This window comes from Bradyrhizobium sp. 179 (genome assembly GCF_023073535.1).
In the GTDB taxonomy this organism is placed as follows: Bacteria; Pseudomonadota; Alphaproteobacteria; order Rhizobiales; family Xanthobacteraceae; genus Bradyrhizobium.
The window spans coordinates 23,241-35,738 of record NZ_JADPJR010000052.1 but is presented as its reverse complement, the minus strand read 5'-3'; the positions used below and the strand labels follow the sequence as shown (position 1 = coordinate 35,738).

Here is a 12,498-nt window from a genome sequence, read left to right as displayed (position 1 = left end):
TCTCATCCCGACACCGCCTCGATTCGACGCAAAATCAAGCGCGCGGGCTGGGATGATGCCTTCCTCCTCAGTATGCTTCGCCATATGCGATAGCCCTGCGTACCGGTGGGAGGGTCCGTCCGGACGCAATCCCGCCACACCGATGTCGTGCATAGGGCCGGCCAGCTGCCGCCGAGCGCCATGAACAAAGCGGCGGTGTCGGAGAGGCGGCTGGCTTCCGCCTGGACGCGGGTGATAGCGGCGCTGAAATAGGCCTGCTGCGCGTTCAGCACCGTGACTTGGGTGATCTGGCCCAGCACGAGCTGCTTTTGGACGATGTCGAGGCTCGCTTTTGCCGCGGTCTCGGCCTTGATCGCCGCCTGCACGGCGCGGGCGTCGGCCTGCAGGGAGCGCAGCGCGTCGGCGACGTTCTGGAGCGCTGTGATCACCGCCTGGCGATATTGCGCCTCGGCCTCGTTGAGCGCGGCCTCGGCGGCCTTCTGCTTGTGATAGAGCGTGAGCCCGTCGAACAGCGGCTGCGTCACGCTCGCGGCCATCGTGTAGAACAGCGTGCCCTGCGTGAACATCTGCGACGCCGTGAAGGCGCTGGTGCCGGGATTGCCTGTCAATGTGAGATTGGGCAGCCGCGCCGCGATGGCAACGCCGACCTGCGCGCTCGCCGAATGCAGATTGGCTTCTGCCGCACGCACGTCCGGCCGTTGCGCGACCAGCGTGCTCGGCAGGCTCACCGGCAGATTGGCAGGCAAGGTGAGGTGGTGAAGATCGAATTTCTGCAACACCTCGTCGGCGGAAAACTGCCCCGCGAGCGCGGTGAGGAGGTCGCGCTGCACGGCGAGCTGCTTCTCCAGCGGCGGCAAGGTCTGCTCGGCCTGCGCCAGCGCCGTTTCCTGCGTCAGCACGTCGACCCGCGGGGCCTGGCCTGCCTCTACCTGGGTCCTGAGAATGCCGAGGATGTCGCGTTCGATCTTGACGATGCGCTCGGTCGCGGCGATCTGGGCCCGGAGCGATGCCTCTTGAATGGCGGCGGTGACGACGTTAGCAGTGAGGGTGACGTAAGCGGCCTCTAGCTGGTATTGCGCCTGCTCGGTCTGCGCGTCGAGGCTTTCGACGGCGCGGATATTCTGGCCCCAGATATCGGGCACGAAGCTGATGTTGAGCTGCGCGGTGTGCAGGGCGTAGCGCGACTGTGGCGAGTCCACTGGGTTGGAGGTCGCCATGTTGGAGATTTGCTGATCGGACGGCGTGTAGTTCACGCCAATTTGCGGAAAGAACAGGCCGCGCTGCGCCAGCGCATTGAAATTGGCGACCCGGATCGCGGCCTCCGCCGATTGCAGCGACGGATTGTGCTCGACCGACAGGCGGATCAGCTCGTTCAGCGGCTGCGAGCGGAACGCCGCCCACCAGCGCGGCGGAATGTCGGCTCCGTTGACGAATTGCTGCCGCGGCACGCGCGGGCCGTCGGCATCGACCCGGGGCGAGGCGAGCGGCTCCGGCGTGTAGCGGGACACGGCGGGCGCCGGCGGCGTCTCGAAGTTCGGGCCCATCGCGCAGCTTGCAAGCAGGACGCTCGCGGCGCTGGCGAGAAGTGATTTGCGAGCCGCTCGGCTGATCATCACGCAACGCATCCTAATGGGCCACTTCCGGCGGCGAGGCGGCCGCGCTGTCCTCGTGTGTCGGCGTTGTCTCGCGCGACAGAAAGACCTTGCGCAACGCCGGAGCGACCACGAGCAGCAGCAACGGGCCGATGAACATGCCGCCGACGACAACTGTTGCCAGCGGCCTTTGCACCTGGCTGCCGATGCCGTGGGACAGCGCCGCCGGGAACAGGCCGACGCCGGCGGAGAGCGCGGTCATCAGCATCGGCCGCATACGTTGCTCGGCGCCGTGGAAGACGGCTTCCGCGATGCTCATGCCGGAGGCGCGCAGCTCGCGGAAATAGGTGATGTTGAGGATGCCGTCCATTACCGCGACGCCGAACAGCGAGATGAAGCCGATCGCCGCCGAGATGCTGAAATCGAGCCCGGCGAGATAGAGGGCGATCAGCCCGCCGCCGACCGCGAAAGGGATGCCGGCGAGTGCCAGCAGACTGTCGCGCACCGAATTGAACAGGCTGTAGAGCAGCACGAAGATCAGGAGCAGCGTCACAGGCACCACGACCATCAGGCGTGCCTTCGCGGCCTCCAGATTGTCGAACTCGCCGGACCAGACGATGCGGTAGCCCGGCGGAAGCTGAACCTTGTCCGCGACGCGGGCCTGTGCCTCTGCCACGGTGCCGCCGAGATCGCGGCCGCGTACGCTGAACTTGATCGGGATGTAGCGCTGGCTGCGCTCGCGGTAGATGAACAGCGCACCGGTGTCGAGCGTGATGTCGGCAAGCTCGCTGAGGGGAATGTAGGCGTTGGTGCCTGACGGCGTCGAATAGGCGATCTTGAGATCGCGCACCGCGTCGATGCTCTGGCGGAACTTTGGATCGAGCCGGACCGCGACCGCAAAGGAGCGGTCGCCCTCCAGTACGTTGGTCGCGACGGTGCCCCCGAGCGCTGCCTGCACCACCGCGGTGATGTCGCCGGTGTTAAGGCCGTAGCGGGCGGCCTTCTCGCGGTTGATTTTAATGTCGAGGTTGGGCTGGCCGACCAGATGGAACACGCCGAGATCGGCGACGCCGTGCACGTCGCGCATCACGTCCATGATTTTGGTCGCGGTCTGCTCCAGCACGTCGAGGTTGGGGCCGACCACTTTGACTGAGTTGGCGCCCTTCACGCCTGACAGCGCTTCCTCGATGTTGTCCTGGATGTATTGCGAGAAGTTGAAGGTGACGCCGGGCAGCTCCTCGTCGAACTCCTGCTGTAATTCCTCGGTGAGCTTTTCCTTGGTAAGACCCTTGGGCCACTCGTCGAACGGCTTGATCGGGGCGAACAGCTCGACATTGGAGAAGGGCGAGGCGTCGCTGCCATTGTCGGGGCGGCCGTGCTGAGAGACCACCGTGATGATCTCAGGATGGCGGAGCAGGATGTCGCGCATCTTGCGCGTCGCCTCGGTGCCGGCGTCGAGCGAGATGGTCGGCGGCATCGACGCGCGGATCCAGAAATTGCCTTCCTCCAGCGCCGGCAGGAACTCGCTGCCGAGCCGGCTTGCGGCCAGCGTCGAGATGGCGAGGAAGATGGCGCCCGCAACGAATGCAAGCTTCACGTGGCCGAGCGCCCAGCGCAGCACCGGCGTGTAGGCGCGGCGAAGCGCGCGGACAATCGCCGTCTCGGTCTCCTCGATATGATCAGGCAGCAGCAGCGAGGCGAGCACCGGCGTCACGGTGAAGGTCGCGAGCAGAGCGCCGGCGAGCGCATAGCCATAGGTGCGGGCCATCGGCCCGAAAATCTGGCCCTCGACGCCCTCCATCGTGAACAGCGGAACGAAGGCGGTCACCGTGATCGCGGCGGTGAAGAACACGGCCTTGTCGACCTGGAGCCCGCTGACGAAGATCATCCGGAGCCGTTCGGTCCAGCGCGCGGCGGCCGGCTGGCCGTGGGTCGGGGCGGTAGGATCGGCGCCCCAATAGCCTTCGGCGAGATTTTGCAGGACACGCGCGCGGCTGTCGGGGCTCGATTGGAAATTGCGAAAGATGTTCTCCATCATGATGACGGCGGAATCGACGATGATGCCGAAATCGACCGCGCCGAGCGACAGCAGATTGGCATCCTCGCCCTGCAGCACCAGGATGATGATGGCAAAGAACAGTGCGAAAGGGATGTTGGCGGAGACGATCAACGCGCAGCGCAGGTCGCCCAGAAACATCCACTGGATCACGAACACCAGCAGGCACCCGAACGCGAGATTGTGCAGCACCGTATGGGTGGTGACGCCGACCAGCGAGGAGCGGTCGTAATAGGGCACGACCTTGACGCCCGGGGGCAGGGTGCCGTCGCTATTGATCTTGGCGACCTCTTCCTCGACCTTCGGGATGATCTCGTTGGTGTGCTGGGTCCGGCCCATGACGACGATGGCGGCGGCGATGTCGTCCTGCTTGTCCTTGCCGGCGATGCCGAGACGCGGCACGAAGCCGACCGAGACCTTTGCGACATCCTTGATCTGGATCGGCAACCCGTTCGACTGGGTCAGCACGATGTTCTCGATGTCGGTGACCTTGTAGCCTTTGGTGACGTCGTCGGCGCCGCCGGAATCGATCAGGCCGATGCCGCGGATGTTGACCGATTGCTCGCCGATCGCGATCTCGCGGCCGCCGACATTGACATTGGCGTTGCCCAGCGCGGTGACGAGCTGCGGCACGGTGATGTTGTAGACCTCGAGCTTTTGCAGGTCGGCATCGACGTTGAACTGCTTGGTGGTGCCGCCCCAGGCATTGATCTGGACCACGCCAGGCAGCGTCATCAGGCGGCGGGTGACCACATAATCCTGGAGGGTGCGGAGGTTGGTGAGGCCGAAATTCGGCGGGCCGACCAGCTGGTAGCGGTAGATCTCGCCGACCAGGCTCGACTGCTGGATGGTCGGCACCAGGTTGCCCGGCAGCTGGATGTTCTGCTGGATGCTGTTGGCGGCCTGGGTCAGCGCGAAATAATAGTCGACGCCGTAGCGGAAGGTGACGCGGACAAAGGAGAGGCCGTAGAACGAGGTCGAGCGGATGTTAACCACGCCCGGCGTCGGGTAGAGCCCGACCTCCATCGGGATGGTGTAGTACTTCTCCATCTCCTCGGCCGAGAGCCCCGGCGCCTGGGCCGTGATCTCCAGGATGACCGGCGCCGGATTGGGATAGGCCTCGATGTTCAGCTTGCTGAAGGCGGCCAGTCCCGCCGCGCAGAACACGACGAGGCCGAGCACGATGATCGCGCTGCGGGGCAGGCCGAAGGTGAGGATGCTTTTGACCACGATCTCTTGACTCAGGGCCGGCGCGCTGGGGCGATCGACGCCTCGATCAGCCCGTGACCGCGGTGGCGAACTTGTTCGAGAGGAAGATCGCGCCGCTCGAAGCCACCAGCTCGCCGGGCTTCAGCCCGTCGAGGATCTGGTACCAGCCGTCCTGCGCGATGCCGACCATGATGCTGCGCCGTTCGAAGCGGTGGCGGTCGGGCGTCACCCACACCGTCATGGTGCCGTCGCCCTCGCGCACCACGGCGTCCGCAGGCACGGCGACGGATTGCTTCGGTCCCTCGGTCTCGATCGAGAAGCCGGCCAACATGCCGGCGCGCAGCTTGTGCGCGGGATCGTCGATCACGGAGCGGACCAATTGGCGGTGCGTGGTGGGATCGATGTTCAGCCCGAGCGTCGTCACGTGGCCCCGAAACACCTCGCCGGGATAAGCGGGGACACTGACGGCGACGGACTGGCCGATGCGGTAGGACGGCGCGTCGGTCTCGATGACGTTTGCGACCATCCACATCGTCGAGAGATCGGCGAGCGAGTAGGGCGCCGGCGCGTTGCCGGGCTGGACGTAGAGACCGGGGGCGGCGTTGCGCGTCACGATCTGGCCGGCGATCGGGCTCGGCACGATCAGGATGGAATCGACCTTGCGATCGGCGACGATGCGATCGATCTCCTCGTCGGTCTTGCCGAAGATGCGCACGGCGTCGCGCGCGGCCTTGTAATTGCCCTCAGCCGTCTGTTGGTCGGAGATCGCTTGGTCGACGTCCTTCTGCGCGCCGCCGCCGGTCTTCAAGAGCTGTCTCACGCGTGTCAGCGTGCGGCCCTGCAGCTCCAGCACGCCGGCCGCGGCCAGCAGCGTGGATTCAGCCTGCAGCAAATCGGGGCTGTCGATGGTGAACAGCGTCGCGCCCTTGGCGACGGTGTCCCCGACGTTGAAGAAGGTGTCGACGATCTTGCCGGGATTTGGCGTGAACACCTGCACCAGCATGTTCTGGTTGAAGTCGATCGAGCCGACGGCCTGCTTGACGACGCGGAAGGCGCGCGGCTCGGCGGCGAGCACCTTGAACGCATCGGCCTGCTTGTCGGTCATGGTGATGGTCTGCTGCGCGATATCGACGTCGCTAGCGGCTGCCGGCTGCTCCGCCTTGGCGGAGCGCAGTTCGCCGGTACGCGTCAGAAACCAGGCACCGCCTGCAATGGCGGCCATGGCCGCAATGCTCGCCGTCATGCCCGCATGTTTGATGCGAAATGCCATCACAGAGCCCCGTTTGATCCACTTCGGATGTCCGTGCTCTCGATCGGCAGGAATGCGCAATGCGCGCGGCGTGAAGCGAGCGCGGCGGACGGAACCTTGTTAGCAGGTGCAACTGACGAGCACCTTACAGTGCGATGTTACAGCGCTTGCCGCGCGTCAGTGGTAGCGGTCCGCTGATCTGCGGTTCGATAGAAGGAACGAGGGATATAAATTTGGTCAAATGCGCTGCGGTAGCCGATTAACAGCGCCGTGGTCCGTCGCCATCATTTGATGGAGTTGATCCGAAGCGGATCACATCACGTTGATATCGCCGGCGATGGGCGTTCCTGTACGCGGCAATGGTCAACTCTCGATCGCGTTTCCGCCAGACGAACCACCGAAACAGAAAGCGCTGAATTTCTGAATGAGGTCGCTCTCGACCTTCTGGCGCAGCTTGCGCACGAGAATGCCCCGGCACTGGATGTTGTCGCGCTGATCGCCGCTTTAGAGCTTCTTGAGCAGCTGGTCGTGCGTGACGACGAGGCCGACACGCATCGCGAGCACATGCAGCAGCCGATACCTTTCGTGTCACCAGGCTCTGGTTAGCGACGGCCGTGCGCGTTAAGAGTTCGACAAGAGCGGGCCGGCGACGACGACCGGATTTTTGGTCGCCGATTTGAAGCAGCGCCGCGGCGCGGCTTCACGAGCCAGCAGCTCGGCCATGCCGAAGCGCTTGACAATATAGTCGTCGGCGCCGGCCTGGATCTGTCGCATCTTGCCGTCTGCGCCTGCCGCGACGGAGAAAATGATGATCGGGGCGTCCGACCCCGGCGCGGATTCGGTCGAGCGCCTGAAGGTCCGGCAGCTCAAGATCGAACGATGATGTCCGGCGCGCTGAGGGACCAGCGCACAGGCCTCAAACGCGCGACGTCGAAACCGGCCTTGGTCGCCGCAGATCGAGATGCGTCGGGAAGTGTCGATCTATCGTGCTCTGGATGCACTTGCGTTCGACGCCGAACTTCGGCATCGCGCCGAATAAGCAGACCATTATCGGTTCGGCCGGCTCCACTTGTGAACCTGCGCGCGGGCAGGCGCACGAGGCGCCTGGCTGGGCGTCCCTACGCTCGAAATCTTCTCGCTAGGCCTTTCGAGCGGCAACGAGGGCGAATGGAAGATCACCCACATTGCTTGATTCCATGTCAGCCGATAGAGCAATTCTCCCGCAGCGCGCCGGGAGGCATTTGCGCCGCTTCAGAATGAGCCGAAGCAGGATGCGGGGGGCTCGACGCCAGTATTGAGCCTAGCTACCGTTGTCTGCCACCATGAGAGCCGTCGCGCCTTGCATCGACCCCCCAAGAGATTCTGCGGCCCCTGCACCGCCTGCTGCGATGGCTGGCTGCAGATCGAGGTGCGCGGCCACAAGGTCGGCAAAGGGCAGCCGTGCCCGTTCAGCGTGGCGCATCAATGCTCGATCTATCCCGAACGTCCACAGCATCCTTGCCGCGAATTCGTCTGCGGCTGGCTGGTTGCATCGAGCCCGCTGCCGGATTGGATGCGACCGGACCAAGCCAGCATGATCATGCTCGCCGCCAATTTCCTCTGGCGCGGCCTGCCGGTCGACGTCGCGGTGCCGGTCGGCGAGCAGGCAAAGAAGAAGGCGCTGGACTGGATGACGCGATTTTGCGCCGAGAACAGACGACTTCTCGTCTACCAGATCCGCGATGAGTGGTTCGCATTCGGGCCGCCGGCTTTCCAGACTGACATCGCCCACCGTCTTGCGCGCGGCGAAACGCTGTGGGGCGATTGAAGCAACTCACTGAACCCATTTGCGAGGCGGAACCGGCCTGGCCCATCGCAATGCGACAGATCGCCGCGCGACACGCTTTGTCAGGAATAGTTGCAGACAAGACACAGGCCGCCGGAAAGTGAGTAGCATCGCACCAATCCGATTGTATATGGCATCTGGCATACATTAGCTTCCGCCTTATCCCGGGCCCGTTGGAGAGCTCGCGGCGATAAGGGGAAACCAGATGAGGAAGGCCTTTCTGCTCGGCACGGGCTTTGCGGCCCTTTGTGCAACCACAATGAGTCATCCCTTGCGAGCTGCAACCATCGACGATGTTGTTGCCCGCCTCGATGCGCTCGAGCGCAGCAACGCCAAGCTCGCGAAAGAGAACGCGCAGCTCCGCGAACGCGTCAATCACATGGGCACGCCCAGGGCCGCGGCGACGGCCGTCGCCCCGGCTTCGCCGAAGGGCAATCCGGTTCTGCATGCGGCGGTGGCACCATCGCCCGCACCTGCGCCCGAGCACACCGTCGTCAGCATCGGCGGCGCTCCGCTCTACAGCAAGGCGCCTGGAGGCAATCCGTTCATCGACAACACCACGGTGACGCTCTACGGCCACGTCGATCTCTCCGGCGACATCTTCAACCCCGGCGTCTACGATCAGGGCACGAAGTTCGGCGTCTCCAGCAACCTTACCTATTTCGGCGTTCGCGCGCGGCACGATCTCGATCCCTATGGCTATTCCGGCTGGGCGGCCATCGCGCAATTCGAATCCCTCGTCGAGGTCGCAGCCGTTCCGACCGAACGCGCCGCGTTCGGCACCCGCGACAGCTTCCTCGGCATGGAAACCCCGTGGGGCACCATCAAGGCCGGCAAGGCCGACACACCCTACAAGCGGGCCACGGCAAAGTTCGATCCGTTCTCGGCAACGCTCGGCGACTACAATTCGATCATGGGCAATACCGGCGGCGATCTCCGCGCCGAGTTCGATTGGCGCGCCGCGCATGCGATCTGGTATGAATCGCCAATCTGGAACGGCTTCCAGGCCACACTCATGATCTCGCCGGGACAGAACACGGCGAAGGACAACAGCGACTATGCGCTCGGCGATTTCAACTGCCCTGCCACCTCGGCGCGCGGCAGCGGCTCGGGCTTCCCGCTCACATCGGCGCCGGAAGGCTGCACCGACGGCTCGTACGGCAATCTCTACAGCGCATCGCTGACCTACAATCAGGGCGGTTTCACCGGCGTTGCCGCTTACGAGCTGCATGAGGGCACCAACCGGACCGGCGACGAGGCCGTGACGCCGCTGAGCAATGGCGGTGTGCTGGTCGTGCCGCCCGGCGCGGTCGGCATCGCCAACGAATGGGCCGCCAAGGTCGGCGCCGGCTACAGGTTCAACGACATGATCGGCAACCTCCAGCTCTACGGCATCTACGAGATCATGCGCCGCGAGAATACAGTCGCCGCCTTCAACGAGCGATCACGCGACGGCTACTTCCTGAGTGCGACCCAGACCGTCGACAAATGGGATGTCAGCGCATCCTGGGCTCACGCCAACGCCTCGCCGGGCTCGCCCGGCACCGGCGTCATCAATGCCTATCCCACCCCCGGGGTCGCGGTTTCGGCTCCGGCCGGTGCCGCGGACTTCGCGCTCAACACCGTCGATTCCAGTGCCGACCAGTACGCGCTTGGCGTGAAGTATCACTTCAGCCCGTTCGTGAGCTGGTACATGGTGGGCAGCTATCTGCGCAACGGCCCCGGCGCGCATTACTGCCTGGGTGTCAGCGGACATGGCTACGGTGTCTGCGGGCGCGATGCCAACAACAACGTCGTTGCCGGCAACAAGGCCGAAGCCGTCACCACCGGCATGACGTTCGACTTCTAAGTCGCCAATCCCCTTGGAGAAGGCAATTTGGACAGCTCCTCCCGCGACCGGGGTCACCATCGGAGTCAGAGCGACGTCAAGGCACGCCGCTCTGCGGTAATAAGATGCGTGCCGGTTTTGACAAACTGCTCGCGCAGGAGCGCATCGGAATAGGTCAGTACCGGGCAGCCCGAGCGCAATTGAGCACACCGACTTCTCAGCTAGGTAGCGTGCTTTCATTCGCTCGCGGTCGGCGATTGACATGCTATCCAGTGTGCTTACCGGCAGCGGCTTCGGAGCCCAGATCGGCCGATCCCTATCGGGCCGAACGACGCAGCCGGGCAGGCAGTTGATGATCGTGCTCAAGATCGGGCAAGGCAGCCGTTTGCCGAATTCAACGCGCGATGACGCGCGGCTCGGTCGTGCATGACCTGGTGCGGCGCGCCGGCAATATCAGCGTTCACGTCATTCCCGGTGACGAGCTGCCGGACGAGGCGGCACCGAAGTCGGCGGTGCAGACCGCGGCGCGGTCCGAGCCTTTCAATCCGCTGCCCTATCTGAAATCGCTTGGTGTCGTGCTGGTTGGCCGCGGAGCTGCTGGAGCCGCGCTTCGGCATCGAGAACGTCGACCTCGTGCTGCTGACGGCCGTGGTGGCGGTGGCTGTCCGCTATGGCCTGTGGCCGTCGCTGCTTGCGACCGTCGCGGCCTCGCTGTCCTACAACTTCTTCTTTCTGCCGCCGATCTACACATTCACGATCACCGATCCGACCAATGTCGCCGCCTTCGTCCTGTTCATGGTGGTGGCGATGATCGTCTCCAATGTCGCCGCGCGCGTGCGCACGCAGGCCGACACCGCGATCGGCCGCATCAGGACTACCGAGCAGCTCTATGCCTTCAGCCGCAAGCTCGCCGCCACGGCCACGCTCGATGACGTGCTGTGGGCCTCGGCCTATCAGATCGCGCTGATGCTGAAGGTCCGCGTAGTGCTGCTGCTGCCGGAGGATGGGCCGCTGACGGTGAAGTCGGGCTATCCGCCCGAGGATCAGCTCGACCAGGCTGATCTTGCCGCCGCCAACCGGGCCTGGAGCAATGACCGTTCGGCCGGCCGCGGCTCGGACACGCTGCCGGGCGCAAAGCGGCTGTTCCTGCCGATGCGCACCGGGCGTGGGCCGATCGGGGTCATCGGGATCGACAATGACCGCGCCGGCCCCCTGCTGACGCCGGACCAGCGCCGGCTGCTGGACGCGCTGGTCGACCAGGGCGCGCTCGCGATCGAACGCGTGCTGCTGGTCGAGGACATGGATCGCGTCAAGCGTACCGTCGAATCCGAGCGGTTGCGCGCGGCGCTGCTGACCTCGATCTCCCACGATCTGAAGACGCCGCTGGCTTCGGTGCTGGGGGCAGCCTCGACCATGCGCGACCTCGCCGGCGCGCTCTCCGACACCGAGAAGCGCGACCTGCTCGCGACCGTGATCGACGAGCCCGAGCGGCTCAATCGCTTCATCGCCAATCTGCTCGACATGACCAAGCTCGAATCCGGCGCCATCGTGCCCAACACGGCGCTGCACGACCTCAGCGAGATCGTCGGTAGCGCGCTGCGGCGAGCGGCCAAGATCCTCGCTGCTCACAAGGTCGAGCTGGTGCTGGCGGCCGATCTGCCGATGCTCCAGCTCGATGCCGTGCTGTTCGAGCAGGTGCTCTTCAACCTGCTCGACAACGCCGCCAAATACTCGCCGCTTGAGACCGCGATCTCGGTCCGGCGCCGGCGCGAAAACCACCAGGTGGTGCTCGAGGTCGCCGATGAGGGGAGCGGCATTCCACCCGACGAGCTGGAGAGCGATACGCTTGAAGGCTCATCCTTCCCAAGTATGAAGGAGCTTCGATTTCGGAAGGATGGTCTTTGGCGATTCGCTTTCGCCTTCGATAGTCGACAGCAGGCTATCGTCCTTGTTGGTGGCGACAAAGAGGGCGAGAACCAGTCGAAGTTCTACAAGAACTTGATCAAGGTAGCCGACGCTCGTTTCAGCGCGCACTTGCGAAAGCTGCGGCCTGTGTTGAAGAAGAGATAGGAGATCAATATGCGCAAACTCGATGAGGTGATCGGCAAGCTTCCCCCTGCTCGTCGGCAGAAGGTTGAGGCCAGGGCGCAGGAGTTGATTGCCGAAGAACTGACGTTACAGGATATCCGTAAAGCTCAGAAGCTTACACAGCAGCAAATGGCTCGATCGCTCAAAATCGGGCAGGACAGCATCTCACGCCTTGAAAAGCGAAGCGATATGATGCTGTCCACCATGCGAAGTTACGTTGAGGCGATGGGCGGCTCGCTAGAATTGGTCGCCCGCTTTCCAAAACGGGCCCCGTTGTAATCAAATCCATGGAAGACGTTTCCTCCGCGCCGAAGAAGACCATCAAGCGCAGGAAGCCAGAACTTATTCGCGCCTGAAGGCGATCTGGAAACGAAGCGTGAAGTACGTCACTTTGTGAGGCTGCCTGCTTGGGGCGACGAAAGCTTCGGCCTGGTGAAAGAATGTCTTCCGGCATCGCAATAGGAGTCCTTAAGTTTTGCGTGCGCAGCGATGTCGCGGCGCGGCTCCATGGCGGAGGCGCACGCGTCGGGTGAACGCTAGATTGCCGATCTTGGTGGAGGAACCTTCACCACGGTGAACTGGCGTCGGCGTCCGACACACCGATCGCGAAGTGATCGATACCAAGGAGCCCAGTCCCGCGCCAGCGGCCGT

The 12,498-nt window shown here is 64.1% G+C and carries 8 protein-coding genes and 2 pseudogenes; 6 read left to right on the top strand and 4 right to left on the bottom strand.

Features of this window, described 5'->3' with window-relative positions:
- Window positions 1-113: 113 nt before the first annotated feature.
- The 3 genes and pseudogenes from IVB12_RS11590 to IVB12_RS11580 form a co-directional block, all read right to left on the bottom strand.
- A pseudogene (locus tag IVB12_RS11590) lies at window positions 114-1,613 on the bottom strand (efflux transporter outer membrane subunit); the annotation flags it as partial.
- Between the two features lie 13 nt (window positions 1,614-1,626).
- Window positions 1,627-4,878, bottom strand: a complete 3,252-nt coding sequence (locus tag IVB12_RS11585; protein WP_247298951.1) for an efflux RND transporter permease subunit — start codon at window positions 4,876-4,878, stop codon at window positions 1,627-1,629.
- A 46-nt stretch (window positions 4,879-4,924) separates the two neighbouring features.
- On the bottom strand, window positions 4,925-6,127 hold the full coding sequence (locus tag IVB12_RS11580) for an efflux RND transporter periplasmic adaptor subunit (RefSeq protein WP_247298949.1): 1,203 nt from the start codon (window positions 6,125-6,127) through the stop codon (window positions 4,925-4,927).
- A gap of 270 nt (window positions 6,128-6,397) precedes the next feature.
- Here IVB12_RS11580 and IVB12_RS11575 point away from each other — a divergent pair, with 270 nt between their 5' ends.
- Window positions 6,398-6,712 carry a hypothetical protein gene (locus tag IVB12_RS11575; RefSeq protein WP_247298948.1) on the top strand — a complete coding sequence of 105 codons (315 nt, stop codon included), beginning with the start codon at window positions 6,398-6,400 and terminating at the stop codon, window positions 6,710-6,712.
- A gap of 15 nt (window positions 6,713-6,727) precedes the next feature.
- Here the strand turns inward: IVB12_RS11575 and IVB12_RS11570 are convergent, their stop codons facing one another.
- On the bottom strand, window positions 6,728-6,880 hold the full coding sequence (locus IVB12_RS11570) for a hypothetical protein (protein ID WP_247298946.1): 153 nt from the start codon (window positions 6,878-6,880) through the stop codon (window positions 6,728-6,730).
- A 565-nt stretch (window positions 6,881-7,445) separates the two neighbouring features.
- On the opposite strand from IVB12_RS11570, the gene IVB12_RS11565 reads away from it, so the two are divergent.
- From IVB12_RS11565 to IVB12_RS11545, 5 genes and pseudogenes are all read left to right on the top strand, one after another.
- The gene (locus IVB12_RS11565) at window positions 7,446-7,913 is read left to right on the top strand and encodes a hypothetical protein (RefSeq protein WP_247298944.1); all 468 of its coding nucleotides are present in this window, start codon (window positions 7,446-7,448) and stop codon (window positions 7,911-7,913) included.
- A 223-nt stretch (window positions 7,914-8,136) separates the two neighbouring features.
- Window positions 8,137-9,780: a porin gene (locus IVB12_RS11560; protein ID WP_247298943.1), complete on the top strand. Its 1,644-nt coding sequence runs from the start codon at window positions 8,137-8,139 to the stop codon at window positions 9,778-9,780.
- Between the two features lie 383 nt (window positions 9,781-10,163).
- A pseudogene (locus IVB12_RS11555) lies at window positions 10,164-11,598 on the top strand (DUF4118 domain-containing protein); the annotation flags it as partial.
- Window positions 11,575-11,829, top strand: coding sequence for a type II toxin-antitoxin system RelE/ParE family toxin (locus IVB12_RS11550; protein WP_346658496.1), 255 nt, complete (start codon window positions 11,575-11,577; stop codon window positions 11,827-11,829). The pseudogene IVB12_RS11555 and the gene IVB12_RS11550, both read left to right, overlap by 24 nt.
- 9 nt (window positions 11,830-11,838) lie before the next feature.
- A complete protein-coding gene (locus tag IVB12_RS11545) occupies window positions 11,839-12,126 on the top strand; it encodes an XRE family transcriptional regulator (RefSeq protein ID WP_247298942.1) in 288 nt (95 codons plus the stop codon).
- Window positions 12,127-12,498 lie beyond the last annotated feature (372 nt).

Bases quoted from the DNA above. Each gene is read 5' to 3' on its own strand.
- IVB12_RS11580 (WP_247298949.1), bottom strand. From the start codon at position 6,127: ATGGCATTTCGCATCAAACATGCGGGCATGACGGCGAGCATTGCGGCC.
- IVB12_RS11575 (WP_247298948.1), top strand. From the start codon at position 6,398: ATGGAGTTGATCCGAAGCGGATCACATCACGTTGATATCGCCGGCGAT.
- IVB12_RS11570 (WP_247298946.1), bottom strand. From the start codon at position 6,880: ATGCGACAGATCCAGGCCGGCGCCGACGACTATATTGTCAAGCGCTTC.
- IVB12_RS11560 (WP_247298943.1), top strand. From the start codon at position 8,137: ATGAGGAAGGCCTTTCTGCTCGGCACGGGCTTTGCGGCCCTTTGTGCA.
- IVB12_RS11545 (WP_247298942.1), top strand. From the start codon at position 11,839: ATGCGCAAACTCGATGAGGTGATCGGCAAGCTTCCCCCTGCTCGTCGG.